The sequence below is a fragment of the Paraburkholderia sp. BGA-UO-ETr-F21 genome (genome assembly GCF_059567925.1).
The window spans coordinates 523,188-542,628 of record NZ_JCAQOY010000040.1; the positions used below are offsets into that span (position 1 = coordinate 523,188).

Below are 19,441 nucleotides of genomic sequence, written 5' to 3' on the forward strand. Positions count from 1 at the left end.
TCATCCACTCCGTTCCACTGGTGCCGGATGCATTGGTCGCTGAGCCGGCGTGCGGCGGCGCCATCTTGCGGGGATGCGTCGCTGCGGACATGATCACGCCCGCGTATTCGTCGACGCCGAGTCGAGTCGGTGCTGGAGGCGAATAAGCCCCCGCAGCGGATGAACTCGGCGGCAAGCTTGCCGCAAGCCTTGGCACTGCGATGTGCGGCAGGTTAGCGGCAAGTGCTGCCGCATGTCGCGATGGGTTGGCGGCGACAAACCGTGCGCTGGCCTGGCGGTTATGTTTCTGCAGCGTGACGACCTTTTCGCGAAGGCGGCGGGGACGAGGTGATCACGTATTGTCCGCGGAGATACGCGCCTGAGCGGAAGGCAGTGCCCGAGTCTGAATCTGGGCCGAAGCCGTTGTAGACACTGTTGCCGTCGAAAGGCTGGACGCAGGCGCGAATGTTGGCTGCACGCGTGTGCGCTCTGGCGCAGACGGCGCAAGTGCAGCAGACGCGGCAGGTGCGCGCAACGCACCGGTATCGACCGCGCGACCTGTAATCGTGGCGGGCGTCCGAAGGTCCGCTAGCTGCGAGTCCCGATGACCCGATGCCCTGTCGGCGACAGGAGCGGCCATTTGACGATGCGCGAGATAATCGAACCCGACCCACGCCAGCACCGCAGCGCCGCCGATCACGCAGGCGCCGCCCGCTAAAGCGCCCCAAGGGTTGCCATACCCACGCGCCCTGGTTCCATACGCGGGCCCGACAATGGACGCGACGGCGGGCGTTGCATCGGCCGCGCGAATGGCTGTCTCGGGCGATGCGTCAACGCTCGTTGCCTGCGCCGCTATCGCGGCAGATACAGGCTCATGCGTAGGTGCGATCACGCGTTGTTCACCCAGCGGCGACCATCGGCAAAGCGAACGAATGGCCTGATCGCTCAGGCAGAACGTGCGCAGCATGGCGGCGTAGAGCGCCTTGAGTTCAGCCCGCAGACTGTAGCCCGGCGGAAGCAGCGCCCAGTCCCGGCCGAATGGCGCTGGCACATGAACCAGCGGGCGAACGCGCGGCAGCGCCAGATAGCCTTCGATCGGGGTGAACGGAATGGTGGACATCGGTCTTTTCCAGCGCCTTGTAAGGGGAGCGCCGATCGGCGATCCCGTGGTCTGCGGGGACTCGGGCCTCGGTACGATGCGCGTGAACGCCATCCCTACACGGCACGGCGTGCGTCGACGCGAGGCGCCGGCGCCGTGCTCGCGACGAGCAAACGGGGCACAGGGCGTGTCGCTATGAAGCCATCGGAGTGCGGAGGATGATGCCAGGAAGCAGCCGACCTGGCGATCGGACGGTTCCGAAATGAGGTGCCGGTACGTCCATGATCGGGAAAACCTGGGATAACGAACAAGCGCGCCGCAGCGCCTCTACCGGTCGAGTCTGCGGTCGAGTCTGTATATGTAGCGCAACGCGGTAATGTCCACGCCGCCCATATGATCCGGTTCGGCGCCGGCAAATTGCCAGCCTTGCCGCTCGTAGAACCCGATCGCCGGGGTATTCCCCTGAAGCACGTACAGATAGAGTTGCGCCTCGCCTTGCGCGCGAGCCCAGTCTTCGGCGGCTCGCATCAGCAGCTTGCCGACTCCGATACCCTGGTAGGCCGGCCGCGCGTGCAGGTTATCGAGCAGCACGCCCCAACTGGACTCCGGTTGACGTTCAACACACACGAACCCGGCCGCCTCGCCCGCAAGTTCGGCGATCAGCACGATGCGCCGTTCACCGCCGGGCGCGCTGAGACGAGCCTCCCAGTACGCGGCGCGCTCCTGCGTGACTTCGCCGTCGAGAAAGGCTTCGGGCAGCAGGCCGCGATAAGTGGCCTGCCAACTGCTGCTGTGGATCGAAGCAATGAGCGCGGCATCCGCGAGCGTCGCGGGGCGCAGTGAAAGAGCGGGGGTGGTTCGCATCGGTAGTGCTCAACGGAAATGCCTGACTGCAAAAATGTTACCGCGACCACAGGTGACACCATGTGTAATGAAACTGTATGCAATACGCGACAGCTTTATCAACGGTAACATTACGTGGAGCGAGCGCTGCATGATTCACAACGTTTACCCGGATACCATGGGAACGCGTTCCGCAAGAAAATGCAGCGCCCCCGGCGCGTTCTTTCTATCCGTCCGCGGCATCCGCTTGCCGAGCGCAGTGGATCGTTTCAACTGCCTGACCGCCACCGCCTCTTTCGTGGCAGCAGGCCTATAAGAGAATGTCATGTCTACTGCGTCACACGCTACTTCCTCAGCGGAAGAATCCAAGGTCAAGACAGTATTCCGCGTGGTCAGCGGCAACTTTCTTGAGATGTACGATTTCATGGTCTACGGCTATTACGCTTCGGCGATCGCCAAGACCTATTTCCCGAGCGGCAACGAATTCGCCTCGTTGATGCTGTCCCTGTCGGTGTTCGGCGCGGGCTTCCTGATGCGGCCGCTCGGTGCGATCGTCCTCGGCGCCTACATCGACCATCACGGCCGGCGCAAGGGCCTGATCCTCACGCTCGGCCTGATGGCGCTCGGCACGCTCACGGTGGCGTCGATTCCAGGGTACGCGACGATCGGCGTGCTGGCGCCGGTGCTCGTTCTGTTCGGCCGGCTGTTGCAAGGCTTTTCCGCCGGGGTCGAACTCGGCGGCGTGTCCGTGTATCTGTCGGAGATCGCCACCAAGGGCAACAAGGGCTTCTATTGCGCGTGGCAGTCGGGCAGCCAGCAGGTTGCCGTGGTGTTCGCCGCGCTGATCGGCGTGTTCCTGAACAAGATGCTGCCGGCCGACCAGATGAGCGCCTGGGGATGGCGCGTGCCGTTTCTGATCGGCTGCCTGATCGTGCCGTTCCTGTTCCTGATCCGCCGTTCGCTGCAGGAAACCGAGGAATTCAAGGCGCGCAAGCATCACCCGAAGATGGGCGAGATCATGAAGACGATGGCCGCGAACTGGGGCATCGTGCTGGGCGGCATGGGCATGGTGATCATGACCACCGTGTCGTTCTACATGATCACGGCGTACACGCCGACTTTCGGCAAGGAAGTGCTGAAACTGTCTTCGATCGATACGCTGATCGTCACGGTCTGTATCGGTTTGTCGAATCTGATCTGGCTGCCGCTCGCGGGTGCGCTGTCGGACCGTATCGGCCGCCGTCCGGTGCTGCTGGCCTTCACGATTCTGACCATCATCACCGCGTATCCGGCGCTGCAATGGCTGGTGGCGGATCCTTCGTTCGCGCGTTTGCTGGCGGTCGAGTTGTGGCTGTCGTTCCTGTACGGCAGCTATAACGGCGCGATGGTCGTGGCGCTGACCGAAGTGATGCCGGTCGAAGTGCGGACGGCCGGTTTCTCGCTCGCCTACAGCCTTGCCACGACGATCGGCGGTTTCACGCCGGCTATCTCGACGCTGCTGATTCACACCACCGGCAACAAGGCCGCGCCGGGGCTGTTCCTGGGCCTGGCGGCGATTTGCGGGTTGATTGCGACGCTGGTGCTGTACCGCACGCCGGAATCGCGCGATCAGTATCGGACGGCCTGAGCTTCGGCGGTCACCGTTCGTGGGTCAAACAAAAACCCCGCGTTCTCACGAACGCGGGGTTTTTGTTTTTGGCCCGGCAGCGACGCTGCGCTCAGCGCGCGGCGTCCCGTTACTGCTTGCGCAATTCGTTCGCCACGGCTTCGACAACTTCGCTCCACGCACCGGGTTGCGGCTGACGCACCAGTGCCGCGCCGGGATACCAGGGGCTGCGCGCCTCGCCGGCGAACCAGCGCCAGTCTGCCGCGAACGGCAGCATCAACCAGAGCGGCTTGCGCAGCGCACCGGCCAGATGCGCGATGGAGGTATCGATCGACACCACCGCGTCGAGCCGTTCGATGATCGCAGCGGTGTCCGCGAAGTCGCCGATGCGCTTGTCGAAGCGATGAATCGACGCCGCGCGCGGATGCGCGTCGAGCGCCACGCGCTCGTCGGCGCTCAACTCCGGTTGCAGCACGATCCAGTCGATGCCTTCGAGCGCGAACAGTGGATCGAGCGCGGCGAGCGGCATCGAACGCGTTTCATTTTGCTGAATGCGGCCCGACCAGACGATGCCGATCTTGCGTTTTGCCTGACCGCCGAGCGAGCCGCGCCATTTGCGGCTGTAGGCGGGCGGCACGCTGAGGTAAGGCGTGCGGGCGGGAATAGAGTCGTAGGTGGTGCCGAGTGCGAGCGGCAGGCTTAGCAGCGGACATTGCAGATCGGCGGCGGGTCGTGGCGTGCCTTGAGCGATCAGCGTCACGCGCCAGGCTTGCGCGGCAGGCGCCAGCAACGGCAGCAGTTGCGGCTGCACTTCGAGTATGACGTGCGCCGCGCGCTGCGTGGCGAGCGGGACGAAGCGCACGAATTGCAGCGTGTCGCCGAACCCCTGCTCGGCATGGACCAGCAACGTATGCTGGGCGATTGGCTCGCCGTGCCAGCGCGGCAGCGTCTGGATCTCCGGCTGCGCCATGGTTTGCAGACGCCACTCGTATTCCGGCAGTCCGCGCGCGAAATCGCGCATCGCGAGCCATGCGAGCGCGCGGTTCATGTGCGCGGAGGCGAGGTCGGGGCGCAGGCGCAGCGCCTGATCGAATGCACGCACGGCGGGACCATGCGCGCCCAGCGCCTGGTGCGCGGTGCCGAGACTCAGCCACGCGAGCGCGAATTGCGGATCGAGACCGACCGCGCGCTCGAGGTAGGGCAGCGCCTGCGCATGGTGTCCCAATGCCGCGAGCGCATTGCCCATGCCGAAAATGGCCGGCGGCAGGTTCGGCTGCAAGGTCAGCGCCGCACGGAACGATGCGACCGCTTCCGCATGGCGGCCGGTGGCGTCGAAGGTATTGGCGAGGTTGAAGTGCGCGGCGACGAAACGCGGCTCGGCCGTCAGCGCCGCCTGAAAACACGGGATCGCCTCTGCCGCGCGTCCGAGCGCGTTCAGCGACATGCCCATGTTATTGAGCGCGCCGGCGTGGCCAGGACGCAGCTCCAGCGTGCGCCTGAACGCGGCGATAGCTTCCGTGTGACGTCCGAGCGCGTGCAGCGCGTTGCCGAGGTTGTTGTGCGACGAGGCGTCGTTCGGTTGCAGGCGCAACGATTTTTCGAACGCGTCGGCGGCGTCTTCGTGACGGCCCGCTGCGGCGTAGGCGTTGCCCAGGTTGTAGTGCGCCATGGGGAACGACGGCGCGAGCGTCAGCGCGTTGCGGAACTGTTCGATCGCGTCGTCGATCTGGCCGAGCGCCTTTAGCGCGTTGCCCAGATTCAGCTGCAGCGCGGCGTCTTCCGGGCGCAGGTTCACGGCGCGCCGGACGAGTTCGGCGGCTTCGGCGTGCTGACCCTGCTGGTGGCGCAGAACGCCCAGCAGGTGCAACGCATCGACGTGCGCGGGGTTGCCGTCGAGCGTCGCGCGGTAGCCGCGTTCGGCGTCTTCGAGGCGGCCGTCACGATGCGCCGCGAAAGCGCGGTCAAATACAGGTTGCATGACGGGGGATGGCATTCGGGTGAGGCAGAGGCCGCATTTTCCCACACTCGCCGGAGCGCGCTCCGATTTGACCGGTTGTCCCGGTATCTATAATGTGTGAACACGTGTTCATATGTGCTGCCGAGCCGCCGTCCATCATGGCTTCTTCCCTCGCTGCATCCACTTCGCTTACCGCCATCCACGATCGCCCGGCCGATACCATCGTGCCGCTGGCCGACCTGTTTCGCCTGCTCGGCGACCCCACGCGGTTGCGCATCGTGCTGGCGTGTCTCGACGAGCGGCGCGCCGTCGGGGCGATCGCCGAGGCGCTGGGTTTGTCGTCGTCGCTGGTGAGCCATCATTTGCGGTTGCTGCGTGCGGCGCGAATCGTGCGTGCGCAGCGGCAGGGTAAGCAGGTCTTCTACCTCGCCGCCGATCGCCATATCAGCGCGATGCTGGCCGGGATGCTCGAACACGTGGCCGAACCGGCCGGCAATGATTCTCTGGATCAGTCATGAAGAAACCCGAAACCCCGAACGGAACTGCGGCGGATCAAGAGGACGCGCACGTGTCCACGCCGCTTGACCACGGCAACCACGATAGCCACGGCAACCACGGTCCCGCCGGTCATTCCCACAGTCACGGGCACGCCGGCCACCACCACGCTCACGCTCCGGTTGCCGGTCACGGCCGCGCGTTCGCCCTGGCTGTCGTGCTCAACATCGCGATCGTGGTGGCCCAGACGGTCTATGGCGTGCTCGCCCATTCCACCGCGCTGCTTGCCGACGCCGGCCACAACCTCTCCGATGTCCTCGGCCTGCTGCTCGCGTGGGGCGCCGCCTGGCTCGCTACGCGCAGGCCGTCGGCGCGCTACACGTTCGGTTACGGCAGCTCGTCGATCCTGGCCTCGCTCGTCAACGCCGGGTTGCTGCTGTTCGCGTGCGGCGTGATCGTCGCGGAAGCCATCGGGCGTCTGATCAATCCGGCGCCGGTGGCGGGGCTCGCCGTGTTCGTCGTGGCGATGGGCGGCGCGGTCATCAACGGAATATCCGCGTGGCTTTTCATGCGCGGGCAGCAGGATGACCTGAACATCCGCGGCGCGTTCCTGCACATGGCGGCGGATGCCGGTATCTCGGCGGCGGTCGCGGTGAGCGGCCTCGTGATTCTCTATACCAACTGGACGTGGCTCGACCCGGTGATGAGCCTGCTCGTGGTGGCGGTCGTGGTGGCCGGCACCTGGAGCCTGCTGCGCGATTCGGTGCGCCTTGCGCTCGACGCCGTGCCGCCCGGCGTCGATCTGCAAGGCATCCGCGACTATCTGGCGGGGCAGCCGGGCGTCGTCGACGTGCACGATCTGCACGTGTGGGCGCTGTCCACGACCGGCAACGCGCTCAGCGCGCACTTGGTGATGCCGGCGGGCCATCCGGGCGACGAGTCGCTCGACGGCATCGTTCTCACGCTGCGCGAACGTTTTTCGATGCACCATGCGACGCTGCAAGTGGATCTTGGTACGACGCAGCATCGCTGCGCGATGGATCATGCGCCGCACGCGCATTGAGGCTGACAGGAACGCGTTGCGAGGTCACGGCACGGGCAGAGCGCTGAAAGCAAGAAGCAGCCACGCCGAGCCCATGCTCGCTGCGCGCTTGATGCACTGCAACCGTCGTTGAGCAGGCGATCGTCGCGCCCCTAGCGGACTTCCTGGCGGCGTACACTAGAACGCATTGTTGTCTCCGGAGTTCCGCATGGACGCTGCCGCAAACGATGCGTCGCCGGTGCTGATCGTCGGGGCGGGTCCGACTGGACTCGCCGCAGCGATGAGTCTGGCGCGTGCCCACATCCCCGTGCGTGTGATCGACAAGGCCATGCAACCGAACCCGTATTCGCGGGCCATCGGCATCCAGGCGCGCACGCTCGAATTGCTCGAGCAGCATCGGCTGGTCGAGCCGTTTCTCGAGCTCGGCCATCGCGCGCGCATCGCCAATCTGTTTTCGAACGGCATGCGTCTCGCGCAGCTCGATTTCGATCCGCTGCATACACGTTATCCGTATCTGCTGTTTCTCGATCAGTCCGTGACCGAGCGTCTGCTGACTGAGCATCTCGCCACATTGGGCGTGACGGTCGAGCGCGGCGTCGAACTGACGATGTTCGCGCAGGGCGCCGCCAGCCTTCAGGCGACATTGCGCCGCGCGGACGGTCACACGGAGACGATGCGCCCGTCGTACATGATCGCCGCCGACGGCGCGCATAGCGCGATCCGTCACCGGCTGGGTTTGAGTTTCGAGGGCAAGACCCTGGAGCAGACTTTCCTGCTCGCCGACCTGCACGCCGAAACCGATTGGCCCGAGGACGAGTTTCATATCTTCGCGTCAGGCGAAGGCCTGGTCGCGCTGTTTCCGATGGGCCACGGCCGGCATCGTCTGATCGCGGATCATGCGATCGAGCCTGCCGCCGTCGCCCCGGCCGAGACGCCCGCGGTGTTGGGCGAGCCGCCGCTGAACAGGGTGCCGTCGCCGTCGCTCGCGGCATGCGAGGCGTTGATCGCCCGGCGCGTGCGCGAGCGGGTCGACGTGTCGGATCTGGCGTGGTCTTCGTATTTCCATGTGAATAGCCGCATGGTGGACCGGCTGCGCGTCGGCCGCATCTTCCTTGCGGGCGACGCCGCGCACGTGCATAGCCCGGCCGGCGCCCAGGGCATGAACACCGGCATTCAGGAAGCGTTCAACCTCGGCTGGAAACTCGCGCGCGTTTTGAAAGGCGCGGCGCCGGACCGCCTGCTCGACACCTATCACGTCGAGCGTCACCCGATCGAACGTGACGTGCTGCGGCAAACCGGTTTCATCACGCAGATGGCGGAGGCCGATCACGGACCATTGAAGCTGCTGCGCGAACGGGTGATGCCGGTCCTTGCTGCGCTCGGTCCGCTGCGCGACGCTGCGCGCCTCACTATCAGCGAGTTGTCGATCCAGTACCGGCGCAGTCCGCTGACGCTCGAACGTGTACTCGACGGCGGACCACGCGCCGGCGAGCGCGCACCGGACGCGCTGGTGCATGTGGTGGATGGACCGCTGGGGCGTGCGCCCGGCGTGGGCTGCATTTTCGATCTGCACGATCCGGCGTTCTTCTCGCTGTTTCTGCTGGTGCCGCCGTTGCCCGTCGACGAAAAACCGCTCGATCCCGCGGCGAAGCATGCGCCACCGCCCGACCCGGAACTGGAGCGTGTGGCGGCGGAAGTCGAGAGATTGCTGCCGGGCGGAGTGCGCATCTGGCGCATCACGGATACCACTGGCGACGGCGGCCCGGCGCTGTCCGAATCGTATGGCCGAACGCGGCCGTCGTTCTATCTGGTGCGGCCGGACGGCTACATCAGCGCGCGCGGGCGGACCGGTACCGATCTGCACGGTTTGCTACGGCATTGCGAAGCCTGGTTCGCCGTGAGCGGGGAAATACCGGAGCAGGCGGCCCTGTGAGCGGGGCCGCCCGAGTCGCGCGAGTCCCGCGGACATTGAGCGCCGCGAGTGCGGCGCGGCTTACACCGTCGCGGGCGCGGCGGGCGTCAGTTGCGCGCGATGTTTGACGAGCGCTTCCCTGACGATGCCCGACATCGGGATACCGCTCGCATCCGGTTCATCGAGCTCTGCGAGTAGCGCGCGGCGCATGCGCGGCTCCCAGAAACGGCGAATATGGTCGGCGATGCCGGCGAGCGCTTCCTCGCGGTCCGGCATCGAATCGAAGAAGTCGCCGATCCGGTTGGCCATGTCGATCAGGTTCTGATTGTCCATGGCCGTCCTCACTTGCCCGATGTCGCGTTGGCCAACTCACGCTGCTTCAGCAGATCGAGCTGTTCGGTGTTGAAGCGCGAGTAGTCTTTCTGCCATTGCGACGGCTGTTCGACCGGCATCACCTGCACCGCGGTCACCTTGTATTCCGGACAGTTGGTCGCCCAGTCCGAGCTATCGGTGGTGATCACGTTCGCGCCCGATTCGGGGAAGTGGAACGTCGTGTACACGACGCCCGGCTGCATGCGGTCGGTTATCTTCGCGCGCAGCACGGTTTGCCCCGCGCGCGATTCGATGCCCACCCAGTCGCCGGTTTTGATACCGCGCTCTTCCGCGTCGTGCGGATGCAGTTCCAGTCGGTCCTCGTCGTGCCAGCGCGAGTTCTCGGTGCGGCGCGTTTGCGCGCCCACGTTGTACTGCGACAGGATGCGGCCCGTGGTGAGCAGCAGCGGGAATTTGCGCGTGACTTTCTCGGGCGTCGCGATGAACTTCGTAATCACGAACTTGCCCTTGCCGCGCACGAAGGTGTCGATGTGCATGGTCGGCGTACCGTCCGGCGCATTCTCGTTGCACGGCCACTGAATGCTGCCGAGTTCGTCGAGCTTTTTGTACGACACGCCGTGGAAAGTCGGCGTGAGACGCGCGATCTCGTCCATGATCTGCGACGGATGCGCGTAGTCCATTTCATAGCCGAGCGCGCGTGCGAGCATGACCGTGACTTCCCAGTCCGCGTAACCCGGCACCGGCGGCATGACCTTGCGCACGCGCGAGATGCGCCGCTCCGCGTTGGTGAACGTGCCATCCTTTTCGAGGAACGACGAACCGGGCAGCAGCACGTGCGCATACTTGGCGGTCTCGTTCAGGAAGATGTCCTGCACGACGATGCATTCCATCGCCGTCAGCGCCGCGGATACGTGATGCGTATTCGGGTCCGACTGGACGATGTCTTCACCCTGGCAATACAGACCCTTGAAGCTGCCGTGCACGGCCGCGTCGAACATGTTCGGAATGCGCAGGCCGGGTTCCGGTTGCAGCGTGACGTTCCAGGCCTCTTCGAACAACGTGCGCGTGACCGTGTCGCTGATATGGCGATAGCCCGGCAGTTCGTGCGGGAACGAGCCCATGTCGCAGGAACCCTGCACGTTGTTCTGGCCGCGCAGCGGGTTCACGCCCACACCTTCGCGGCCGATGTTGCCCGTTGCCATGGCGAGGTTGGCGATGCCCATCACCATCGTCGAGCCTTGCGCGTGTTCGGTGACACCCAGGCCGTAGTAAATCGCGGCGTTGCCGCCGGTCGCATAGATGCGGGCCGCTTCGCGCACGGATTGGGCCGGTACGCCGGTCACCGCTTCGGTCGCTTCCGGCGCGTTTTCCGGCAGCGCGACGAAATCGCGCCATTGCTCGAACGCGCGCGTCTCACAACGCTCGGCAACGAATGCATCGTTGAGCAGGCCTTCGGTGACGATCACATGCGCCAGCGCATTCACGATGGCCACGTTGGTGCCGGGCCGCAATTGCAGATGATGCGAGGCCTTCACGTGCGCCGTGTCGACGATATCGATGCGCCGCGGGTCCACCACGATCAGCTTCGCGCCTTCGCGCACACGGCGCTTCAGCCGCGAGCCGAACACCGGATGGCCGTCGGTCGGATTCGCGCCGATCACCATGATCACGTCGGCTTTATCGACGGAAGCAAAAGTCTGCGTGCCCGCCGATTCACCGAGCGTGGCTTTCAGCCCGTAGCCGGTCGGCGAATGGCACACCCGCGCGCAGGTGTCGACGTTGTTGTTGCCGAACGCGGCGCGCACGAGCTTTTGCACCAGATACGTTTCTTCGTTCGTGCAACGCGACGACGTAATGCCGCCGATCGAATCGCGGCCGTGCTTCGCCTGAATGCGGCGGAATTCCGATGCCGCATACGTGAGCGCTTCTTCCCAACTCACTTCGCGCCACGGATCGGTGATCTTCGCGCGGATCATCGGCTTGGTGATGCGGTCCTTGTGCGTCGCGTAGCCCCACGCGAAACGGCCCTTCACGCAAGCGTGGCCTTCGTTGGCCTGGCCGTTCTTGTGCGGCACCATCCGCACGACCTGGTTGCCCTTCATCTCGGCCTTGAACGAGCAGCCGACGCCGCAATACGCGCATGTGGTGACGACCGAGTGTTCGGCCTGGCCCAGCATGATCACGGTCTTTTCCTGCAAGGTCGCGGTCGGGCACGCGGCCACGCACGCGCCGCACGACACGCATTCCGATTCCATGAACGGCACGTCTTCGCTGGCGGCCACGCGCGACTCGAAACCGCGTCCGGCGATGGTCAGCGCAAACGTGCCTTGCGTTTCTTCGCACGCGCGCACGCAGCGATTACAGACGATGCATTTCGACGGGTCGTAGGTGAAGTAGGGGTTCGACTCGTCTTTCCTGTCCTTCAGGTGATTCGCGCCGTCGAAGCCGTAGCGCACTTCGCGCAGGCCCGTGACGCCCGCCATGTCCTGCAGTTCGCAGTCGCCGTTGGCGGGGCAGGTGAGGCAGTCGAGCGGGTGATCGGAGATGTACAACTCCATCACGTTGCGGCGCAACGACTGCAAACGATCGGTTTGCGTACGGACCTTCATGCCGGCTTCGACCGGCGTCGTGCATGAAGCGGGATAACCGCGCTTGCCTTCGATTTCCACCAGACACAAACGGCACGAGCCGAACGGCTCCAGCGAATCGGTCGCGCAGAGTTTCGGCACGTTGACGCCCGCTTCGACGGCGGCGCGCATCACGGAGGTGCCGGCGGGAACGGTGACGGACTGGCCGTCGATTTCCAGCGTGACGTCGATGTCGGCATGGCGCTCGGGCGTGCCGAAATCGGTGTCGTCGAAGAACGAACGGGGCGCACGCTGCTGCAGGGCTTGCGATTTACACGCGCAGTTGCCTGAGCCGCAGCCGCCAGTGGGAGAGTTGAGCACGTCGGACATGTTTTGGCTCCTGGGTCAGGCCGCTTTCGGCGCGTGGTCAGACACGTTGGCGAGACCGAAGTCTTCGGGGAAATGATCGAGCGCGGACAGCACCGGGAACGGCGTCATGCCGCCCATCGCGCAGAGCGAACCGGACACCATCGTGTCGCACAGATCGCGCAGCAATTGCACTTGCCGGGTGGAGGTATCGCCGTTGCGAATCCGGCCGATTACTTCGACGCCGCGCGTCGAGCCGATCCGGCACGGTGTGCATTTGCCGCATGATTCGAGGGCGCAGAAGTGCATGGCGTACTGCGCGAGTTCGGCCAGATTCGACGTGTCGTCATGGACGACGAGGCCGCCGTGGCCCACGACCGCGCCGACTGCCGCATACGCTTCGTAGTCCATGGGAATGTCCCACTGGCTTTCCGGCAGATACGTGCCGAGCGGGCCGCCCACCTGCACCGCGCGAGCGGGCCGGCCGCTCGCCGTGCCGCCGCCGAAGTCATAGAGCAATTCGCGCAGCGTCACACCGAACGCGAGTTCGACGAGGCCGCCTTGCTTGACGTTGCCCGCGAGCTGGAACGGCAGCGTGCCGCGCGAACGGCCCATGCCGAAGTCTTTGTAGAACGCGGCGCCGCGCGCAAAGATGATCGGCACCGTGGCGAGCGTGATCACGTTGTTGATCACGGTCGGTTGGCCGAAAAGGCCGACGAGCGCCGGCACTGGCGGCTTGGCGCGCACGATGCCGCGCTTGCCTTCGAGCGATTCGAGCAGCGCCGTTTCCTCGCCGCACACGTATGCGCCGGCGCCTTTCGCGACGAACAGTTCGAAGCGATGCGCCGTCGAGCCGAGCACGCTATCGCCGAGCCAGCCGGCGGCGCGTGCTTTGGCGATAGCGGCTTCGAGCGTCGCGATCGAATGCGGATACTCGCTGCGCACGTAAATATGGCCCACCGTCGCACCCGTCACGACACCGGCGATGATCATCCCTTCGATCAGCACGTACGGATCGCTTTCCATCACGAGGCGATCGGAGAAGGTGCCGGAATCGCCTTCGTCCGCGTTGCAGACGATGTACTTCTGCGCCGCTTTCGCGCCGCGCACCGTGCGCCATTTGATGCCGGCCGGGAAGGCTGCACCGCCGCGGCCGCGCAGGCCGGATTCGATCAATGCTTCGCAGGCGGCGTCGCCGTCGGTCTGCAGCGCCTGGCGCAAGCCTTCGAGGCCGCCGTGGGCGACGTAGTCGTCGATGGAAAGCGGGTCGGTGATGCCGATGCGCGCGAACGTCAGGCGCTGCTGCTTCTTCAGATACGGAATCTCGTCGACCACGCCGACTTGCTTTGCGTGCGCTCCGCCTTCGAGTAGGCCTGCATCGAACAGCGCGGCGACGTCGCCTGCTTCGACATTCGCGTAGCCGATGCGGCCTTCCGGTGTTTGAACTTCGACGAGCGGTTCGAGCCACAGCAGGCCGCGCGAACCATTGCGAACCATTTCGACTTCGACGCCGCGGCGCGCGGCTTCGGCTTCGATCGCCTGAGCGAGCGCGTCGGCGCCGAGCGCCAGTGCCGACGAATCACGGGGAACGTAGATGCGCGTCATGCCGTCACCTCCACGCACTTGTTGGCGGCCGCGAATATCGCGTCGAACTTTTGCGGCGTGACCTTGGCGTGCAAGGTGCCGTTGAGCATGAGTGCCGGCGACAGTGCGCATTGCCCGAGGCAATACACCGATTCCAGCTCCACCGTCGCGCCGTGCTCATGTTCGGCGTCGAAGCGGCAGCCGGTGTGCGATTCGATATGCTGGGCCAGCGCTTCGGTTCCCATGCTGCGGCAGGCTTCCGCGCGGCACAGTTGCACCGTGACCTGTGCGGCCGGCTGCGTACGGAAGTGGTGGTAGTAGGTGATGACGCCGTGCACTTCCGCGCGCGACAGGTTCATGGCGAGCGCGAGCGGCGCGACCGTAGCGGGCGGTACGTAACCGAGTTCGTCCTGAATCGCGTGCAAGACGGCTAGCAGCGATCTGCCCGGCTGCGCGTGACGCTGCACGAGCTGATCCGGCGCGATGGCGATGGAATCGTCCAAGTGGTGGCTCCTCCAAAGGCATATATGCACTTGTCATTCATAATGCGTGCACTTATGCTTCGTATATTCGATATGGGATAGCCGAACAATAGGCGGCTGATTCGGCTGGCGCAATAGGAAAGAGTTGAACATATATGATCAGAATCGAGTGCCAGGCGCAGTTGGTGGTGAAGGGCCCGGATGGCCGCGAGGCAAGCCTGTCGGACGTCGTGCCGTTGCTCGCGCTGGTGGACGAGTCCGGCAGCATCGCGCAGGCGGCGACGCTTAAGGGTTTGTCCTACCGCCATGCGTGGGGTTTGCTGCGCAGCATCGAGGAGCGTTTGGGCGGTCCGCTGATCGCCAAGGAGCGCGGCCGCGGCTCGGTGCTATCCGAACTTGGGCAAGCCGTATTGCGTGCGCAGCGTCTGTGCGGCGAAAGGCTCGATGGCAACATGCAGGCGCTTGCCAGCGAAGTGGCGAGCGATCTGAACCGCTGGCTCGCGCCGCCCGCCGACGACGTGCGCATCTTCGCGTCGCATGGTTATGCCGTGGCCGCACTCGTCACGGCGCTGGTCGCGAACGATCTTCCGGTCGACATCAAGTATCGCGACAGCGCGGATGCGGTGAGCGCGCTGGCGCGCGGCGAATGCGATCTGGCCGGCTTCCATGTGCCGCGCGGTGAGTTTCGCGCGGCATGTGCCGATGCGTACCGGCGCTGGCTCGATCCGCAGCGTCACGTGCTCGTGCATCTCACTCGACGCAAGCAGGGGCTCTTTTTGAGCAAGGGCAATCCGCGCGGCATCACGGGCCTGGGCGATCTGGCGCGCGACGACATTCGCTTCGTCAACCGGCAGCCCGGCTCCGGCACGCGCATGCTGCTGGATCTCGCACTACGCAACGTCGGGGTGGATCCGGATCGGGTGAATGGTTATGCGTCGGCCGAACTCACGCATTCGGCGATTGCGGCGTTCGTTGCGAGCGGCATGGCGGATGTGGGCTTTGGCGTGGAGCCCGCAGCGCATCACTTCGGCCTCGACTTCATCCCGGTCGTCGACGAAGACTATTACTTTGCCTGCGACCGCGCGCGCCTCGAGCGTGCGCCGCTTGCGACCGTGATCGGTCTGCTGCGCGGCAGCGCGTTTCGTCATAGCGTCGATCAGCTCGAAGGCTACGACCCGCAAGACTGCGGCAGGGTGGTGGAACTGGAAGAGGGTCTCGGCGAAGCCGTGGCGTAAGCCGCCGTAAACATCGGGCTGTGTTCGGCGCTGCGTATGGCGTCCGTTTGGGATACTCTTTAAGCTTCCGCTTCCGCCTTAACCGCGCGTTATGTCGCGCCGATCTCTATGAACGTTATTTTTCACGCATGTGCTGCCGTGGCAACGGCTGGTGTGCTGCTCGCCACCGCTTCGGTTGCTGTTGCGCAGAATTCGCCGGGTGTTCCGGGCGGTATCCTGCAAGACCAGTTTCGTCTTGCCGAGCATCCGCAAATGCCGTTTGCCGCGTCGGCGCCCTCGGACAAATATCAGAGCGGTAAAAAATCGGCCATGCGCAAGCGCGGCGATATGGGTGATCCGAATGGCTGCAATCTGCAGTGTCCTAAAGACGAATAAGCGGATTCGCGAGTCCGTTGGTTGTGCAACGCCGGCGTTCTGCCGGCGTCTTTCGATGGGTCTCGAGGTTCAGGTTTAGCCCGGCGTTGCGGTTGCCGTTGCCTTTGCCTTCACCCTGTGGCGGATGTTCAGGGTTTGGCCGTGTGCCACATGTCCTTGAAGCCGTCTCCCTTCATATCTCCCGCCTGCTTGTCCGCCGCGAAGCGATAGAGCGGGTGGCCTTTGTACGCCCATTGGTGTTTGCCGTCGGCGGCGGCAATTAGCGTCCACTCGCCGGACGGTTTGTCCGACGCGCTGGCCGTGGCTGCCGGCCAATTGTTCAGGCAGCCGCCAGTGCAGGTGCTCACGCCGGGCGTGGTGTCTTTGTCGAAGGTGTAGAGCGTCATGCCGTCCGCCGTGACGAAACGCCCGTCGACGACTTTTGGCGCTTCGGCAAAAGCGCTTTGTTGCAGTGCGAGGAGGGCGAGGCAGAAAAGGGTTTTGCGCATGATGTCGGCTCCTGATCTTGGTGTTGGTTTCGCGCGAAACGCGGCGTGCGCGCGCGTGAGGAATAAACGATCGAGCGGATGCGTTTATTCCAAACGTTTCTTCGCATGGGGAGCGGGAGCGGCAAGGGGGGCGAACCAGACGAGCAGGACGGACGCGGCGGGCAACAAAAAACCCGCAAGCAGCAGGCCGCTTACGGGTTTTCGGTGAGACTTGAATGTACTGCCTGAAACGTGTTCTGGTGGAGGCGGCGGGAATCGAACCCGCGTCCAGAAGCACTCTACGACCAGTTCTACATGTTTAGTTCTGTCATTTGATTTAACCGCAGCGACGCGGACGAACACGCTGCACTACGGCGATTCACTAGATTTTCGACCCGGATGTCGTGACACCACCAAGGCTTAACTGACGTATATGACCTCTGTCGGTATTGCTACCGGTCTTGCGACTCTAGCCCGTCAGTAAACTAGGCAGAGGACGGCGGCCCTTAGGCTGCCAGTGCGAACGTATCGTCGTTTGCAGTTACGTTTTTCCCATTGATTAACGAGGTGACGGGTCCTCGACATGCCCTAGCCGCTTCGCAACCCCTGTCGAAACCAGGTCGCCCCCGCGGTTCGTTGCTCAAAATATATGAGCCAGCGTAGATTTTACAATAGATTGACGGCCACGTCCTGACTCATTGACGTGGCGGGCGCGATGGCGGCCGGGCTTGATCGGGCCGGGAGGCCATGCTTCAGCCGAGGTCACGCAATAGTCTCTGCAATTCAGCCGGCGATTGGACAACGTGCTGCGCGTGCCATTGTGTCGGCGGAATATCGTTGCCACAGTAGCCGTACGCCGCCGCGATGGTCCTCATGCCGGCGGCGAAACCCGCCTGCACGTCGCGCAGATCGTCGCCAACGTAGACGACGCGTTCGGGCACCACGTCCAGTTCCCGCGCAGCGTGCAGCAAAGGTGCCGGGTGCGGTTTCGAATGGGGAGTCGTGTCGCCGCTGACGATGCAGCCGGCGCGCTCTTCCAGTCCCAGTTGCGCGATCAGCGGTTCGGTGAGCCTCGCAACCTTGTTGGTGACGATGCCCCAGAGCACGCCACGGGCGTCGAGTTCGTCGAGAATTTCCGGAATGCCCGGAAACAGCGTGGTCTCGATACACAGGTCCGCTTCGTAGTTGGCGAGGAATTCCTCGCGCAGCGACGCGAACTCATGATGTTCGGGGCCGATCCCGAACGCCCCACCGATCAGCCCGCGCGCGCCCGCAGACGCCAGTGGGCGCAGATCTTCGAGCGGTACCATCTCGAGCCCGCGATCGTGGCGCATCTTGTTGACGGCAGCCGCGAGGTCGGGCGCCGTGTCGGCTAGCGTGCCGTCGAGGTCGAACAGCACAGCCATGCAAAGACCAAGTGCGTCTTCGTTGTCTTCGCGTTGGGGCAGGGGTGTGGGATCGCTCATTGATTCGTAGGTCCGGCAGGTCGGGGCGGATCAGACGTCGCGCCGGCAGGCGAGCATGTAGTTCACACTCGTGTCGGCGGACAGCGTGAAATGCTTGCTGAGCGGGTTATAGACGATGCCTTTGATATCGGCCGTGCGCAGGTTGGCAGCGCGCACGAAGCTCGCCAACTCCGAAGGGCGAATGAAGCGCGCGTAGTCGTGCGTGCCCTTGGGCAGCATGCGCGCGATGTACTCGGCGCCGATCACGGCGAACAGGTACGACTTCACGTTGCGGTTCAGTGTGGAAAAGAACACCCAGCCGCCCGGTTTCACCAGCGTCTTGCACGCTTCGACGATGGCGGCGGGCTGAGGCACGTGCTCCAGCATTTCCATGCAGGTGACGACGTCGTACTTGCCCGGTTCGCGGGCGGCGAGCGCCTCAGCGGCGATTTCTTCGTAATCGACGGTTACACCGCTTTCAAGGCTGTGAAGGTCTGCCACGCCCAACGCCTGGGTCGACAGGTCGATTCCCTTGACGTGCGCGCCCAGGCCGGCCATCGACTCGGACAAAATGCCGCCGCCACAGCCGATATCGAGCACGGTTTTGCCGGCAAGATGCGCGTGCGCATCGATCCAGTTCAGGCGGATCGGATTGAGCTCGTGCAGCGGCTTGAATTCGGCATTCGGGTCCCACCAACGATGTGCAAGGTCGCTAAATTTCTGCAGTTCGTGGGGATCGGCGTTGGTCATGGCGGAAGCTGCCTCGAAGAAAGCGGTGAGCGGGCGCTCGAGGATAAACCCGGAGTATATAGGTCGAGGGACGAGGCGGCAAAATGCCGCCCCGTCGAGGTTCGGCCGGGTGCGCGCAGACGGAGGCGAGCAGGCGGCCGGACATAAAAAAAGCCCCGCCGAAGCGGGGCTTTGATACTGCGGTAACGCGCAGCTTATTGCTTCGAAGTACCGACAACTTCGACTTCCACGCGACGATCCGGTGCGAGGCAGGCGATGAGTTGCTTGTGGTTCTTCTGGTTGCAACCGGTCGTGACCGGGTTGCGCTTGCCCTTGCCTTCCGTGTAGATACGGTTGGATTCGATGCCCTTGCTGACCAGGTATGCCTTCACAGCTTGAGCGCGGCGCAGCGACAGACGGTCGTTGTACTTGTCCGAACCGATGCGGTCCGTGTAACCCGTTGCGACGACGACTTCCAGGTTCAGCGCGCCGATCTTCGATGCCAGATCGTCCAGCTTTTCCTTGCCAGCCGGCTTCAGGATTGCCTTGTCGAAGTCGAACAGAGCGTCAGCTTGATACGTAATCTTTTGGCTCGTGATAGCCGGTGCAGGTGCGACCGGAGCCGGCGGGGTCGGAGCCTGGGCAACCAGGGCGCCATCGCACTTTGCGTTGGCCGTTGCCGGCGTCCAGAATGCATCGCGCCAGCAAAGCTCGTTCGTGCCGTTCATCCACACGTATTCGCCGGTACCATTCACCCAGTTGTCGTTCGTGGCTTGTCGCGACGCCGGCACCGATTGCGCCATGGCGGATGCAGCCATAACTGCGGTAGCTGCAATGAACGCGAGCTTTGAAAGTTTATTCATATTTCTCCTCTCGAAATTGAGATTACCGCAGGTTTACTGCGAGCCTGTTGACGAAGACAAGT

At 64.3% G+C, this 19,441-nt stretch carries 17 protein-coding genes and 1 other RNA gene; 6 read left to right on the top strand and 12 right to left on the bottom strand.

The window, feature by feature from the left end; all coding sequences use genetic code 11:
• Positions 1-331: 331 nt before the first annotated feature.
• Both AC57B1_RS34770 and AC57B1_RS34775 read right to left on the bottom strand, forming a co-directional pair.
• A complete protein-coding gene (locus tag AC57B1_RS34770) occupies positions 332-1,099 on the bottom strand; it encodes a hypothetical protein (RefSeq protein ID WP_496419973.1) in 768 nt (255 codons plus the stop codon).
• A 306-nt stretch (positions 1,100-1,405) separates the two neighbouring features.
• Positions 1,406-1,942 (bottom strand): GNAT family N-acetyltransferase, encoded by a 537-nt coding sequence (locus tag AC57B1_RS34775; protein WP_408296408.1) that lies wholly within the window; start codon positions 1,940-1,942, stop codon positions 1,406-1,408.
• 304 nt (positions 1,943-2,246) lie between these two features.
• Between AC57B1_RS34775 and AC57B1_RS34780 the strand changes: the two genes are divergently transcribed.
• Positions 2,247-3,548, top strand: a complete 1,302-nt coding sequence (locus AC57B1_RS34780) for an MFS transporter (protein WP_408354727.1) — start codon at positions 2,247-2,249, stop codon at positions 3,546-3,548.
• A gap of 109 nt (positions 3,549-3,657) precedes the next feature.
• Here AC57B1_RS34780 and AC57B1_RS34785 read toward each other — a convergent pair whose 3' ends face one another.
• Entirely contained in the window at positions 3,658-5,505 is a 1,848-nt protein-coding gene (locus AC57B1_RS34785) for a tetratricopeptide repeat protein (RefSeq protein WP_496419974.1), read from the bottom strand.
• A gap of 137 nt (positions 5,506-5,642) precedes the next feature.
• Here AC57B1_RS34785 and AC57B1_RS34790 point away from each other — a divergent pair, with 137 nt between their 5' ends.
• From AC57B1_RS34790 to AC57B1_RS34800, 3 genes are all read left to right on the top strand, one after another.
• On the top strand, positions 5,643-6,002 hold the full coding sequence (locus tag AC57B1_RS34790; RefSeq protein WP_496419975.1) for an ArsR/SmtB family transcription factor: 360 nt from the start codon (positions 5,643-5,645) through the stop codon (positions 6,000-6,002).
• Complete coding sequence (locus AC57B1_RS34795; protein WP_496419976.1) at positions 5,999-7,042, top strand: cation diffusion facilitator family transporter; 1,044 nt, start codon at positions 5,999-6,001, stop codon at positions 7,040-7,042. The genes AC57B1_RS34790 and AC57B1_RS34795 overlap by 4 nt, the downstream gene beginning before the upstream one ends.
• A 187-nt stretch (positions 7,043-7,229) precedes the next feature.
• Positions 7,230-8,954, top strand: coding sequence for an FAD-dependent monooxygenase (locus AC57B1_RS34800; protein ID WP_496419977.1), 1,725 nt, complete (start codon positions 7,230-7,232; stop codon positions 8,952-8,954).
• Positions 8,955-9,014: 60 nt separating this feature from the next.
• On the opposite strand, the gene AC57B1_RS34805 is transcribed toward AC57B1_RS34800, so the two are convergent.
• From AC57B1_RS34805 to AC57B1_RS34820, 4 genes are read right to left on the bottom strand one after another with little or no spacing between them, the layout of a single operon-like run.
• Positions 9,015-9,266, bottom strand: coding sequence for a formate dehydrogenase subunit delta (locus AC57B1_RS34805; protein WP_091800010.1), 252 nt, complete (start codon positions 9,264-9,266; stop codon positions 9,015-9,017).
• An 8-nt stretch (positions 9,267-9,274) separates the two neighbouring features.
• Positions 9,275-12,223: a formate dehydrogenase subunit alpha gene (gene fdhF, locus AC57B1_RS34810; protein WP_496419978.1), complete on the bottom strand. Its 2,949-nt coding sequence runs from the start codon at positions 12,221-12,223 to the stop codon at positions 9,275-9,277.
• Positions 12,224-12,238: 15 nt separating this feature from the next.
• Entirely contained in the window at positions 12,239-13,804 is a 1,566-nt protein-coding gene (locus AC57B1_RS34815) for a formate dehydrogenase beta subunit (protein WP_496419979.1), read from the bottom strand.
• Entirely contained in the window at positions 13,801-14,286 is a 486-nt protein-coding gene (locus tag AC57B1_RS34820; protein ID WP_408354745.1) for an NAD(P)H-dependent oxidoreductase subunit E, read from the bottom strand. The genes AC57B1_RS34815 and AC57B1_RS34820 overlap by 4 nt, the downstream gene beginning before the upstream one ends.
• 134 nt (positions 14,287-14,420) lie before the next feature.
• On the opposite strand from AC57B1_RS34820, the gene AC57B1_RS34825 reads away from it, so the two are divergent.
• Entirely contained in the window at positions 14,421-15,500 is a 1,080-nt protein-coding gene (locus AC57B1_RS34825; protein WP_091800021.1) for a substrate-binding domain-containing protein, read from the top strand.
• Positions 15,501-15,608: 108 nt separating this feature from the next.
• On the top strand, positions 15,609-15,875 hold the full coding sequence (locus AC57B1_RS34830; RefSeq protein ID WP_408354748.1) for a hypothetical protein: 267 nt from the start codon (positions 15,609-15,611) through the stop codon (positions 15,873-15,875).
• Positions 15,876-16,003: 128 nt separating this feature from the next.
• On the opposite strand, the gene AC57B1_RS34835 is transcribed toward AC57B1_RS34830, so the two are convergent.
• From AC57B1_RS34835 to ompA, 5 genes are all read right to left on the bottom strand, one after another.
• Positions 16,004-16,363: a COG4315 family predicted lipoprotein gene (locus AC57B1_RS34835; RefSeq protein ID WP_408185327.1), complete on the bottom strand. Its 360-nt coding sequence runs from the start codon at positions 16,361-16,363 to the stop codon at positions 16,004-16,006.
• A gap of 237 nt (positions 16,364-16,600) precedes the next feature.
• Positions 16,601-16,970, bottom strand: a transfer-messenger RNA (tmRNA) gene (gene ssrA / locus AC57B1_RS34840).
• A gap of 124 nt (positions 16,971-17,094) precedes the next feature.
• Positions 17,095-17,808, bottom strand: a complete 714-nt coding sequence (gph, locus tag AC57B1_RS34845; protein ID WP_091800066.1) for a phosphoglycolate phosphatase — start codon at positions 17,806-17,808, stop codon at positions 17,095-17,097.
• A 30-nt stretch (positions 17,809-17,838) separates the two neighbouring features.
• Positions 17,839-18,537 (bottom strand): bifunctional 2-polyprenyl-6-hydroxyphenol methylase/3-demethylubiquinol 3-O-methyltransferase UbiG, encoded by a 699-nt coding sequence (gene ubiG / locus AC57B1_RS34850; RefSeq protein ID WP_408296433.1) that lies wholly within the window; start codon positions 18,535-18,537, stop codon positions 17,839-17,841.
• Between the two features lie 194 nt (positions 18,538-18,731).
• Positions 18,732-19,379 carry an outer membrane protein OmpA gene (gene ompA / locus AC57B1_RS34855; protein ID WP_028200089.1) on the bottom strand — a complete coding sequence of 216 codons (648 nt, stop codon included), beginning with the start codon at positions 19,377-19,379 and terminating at the stop codon, positions 18,732-18,734.
• Positions 19,380-19,441 lie beyond the last annotated feature (62 nt).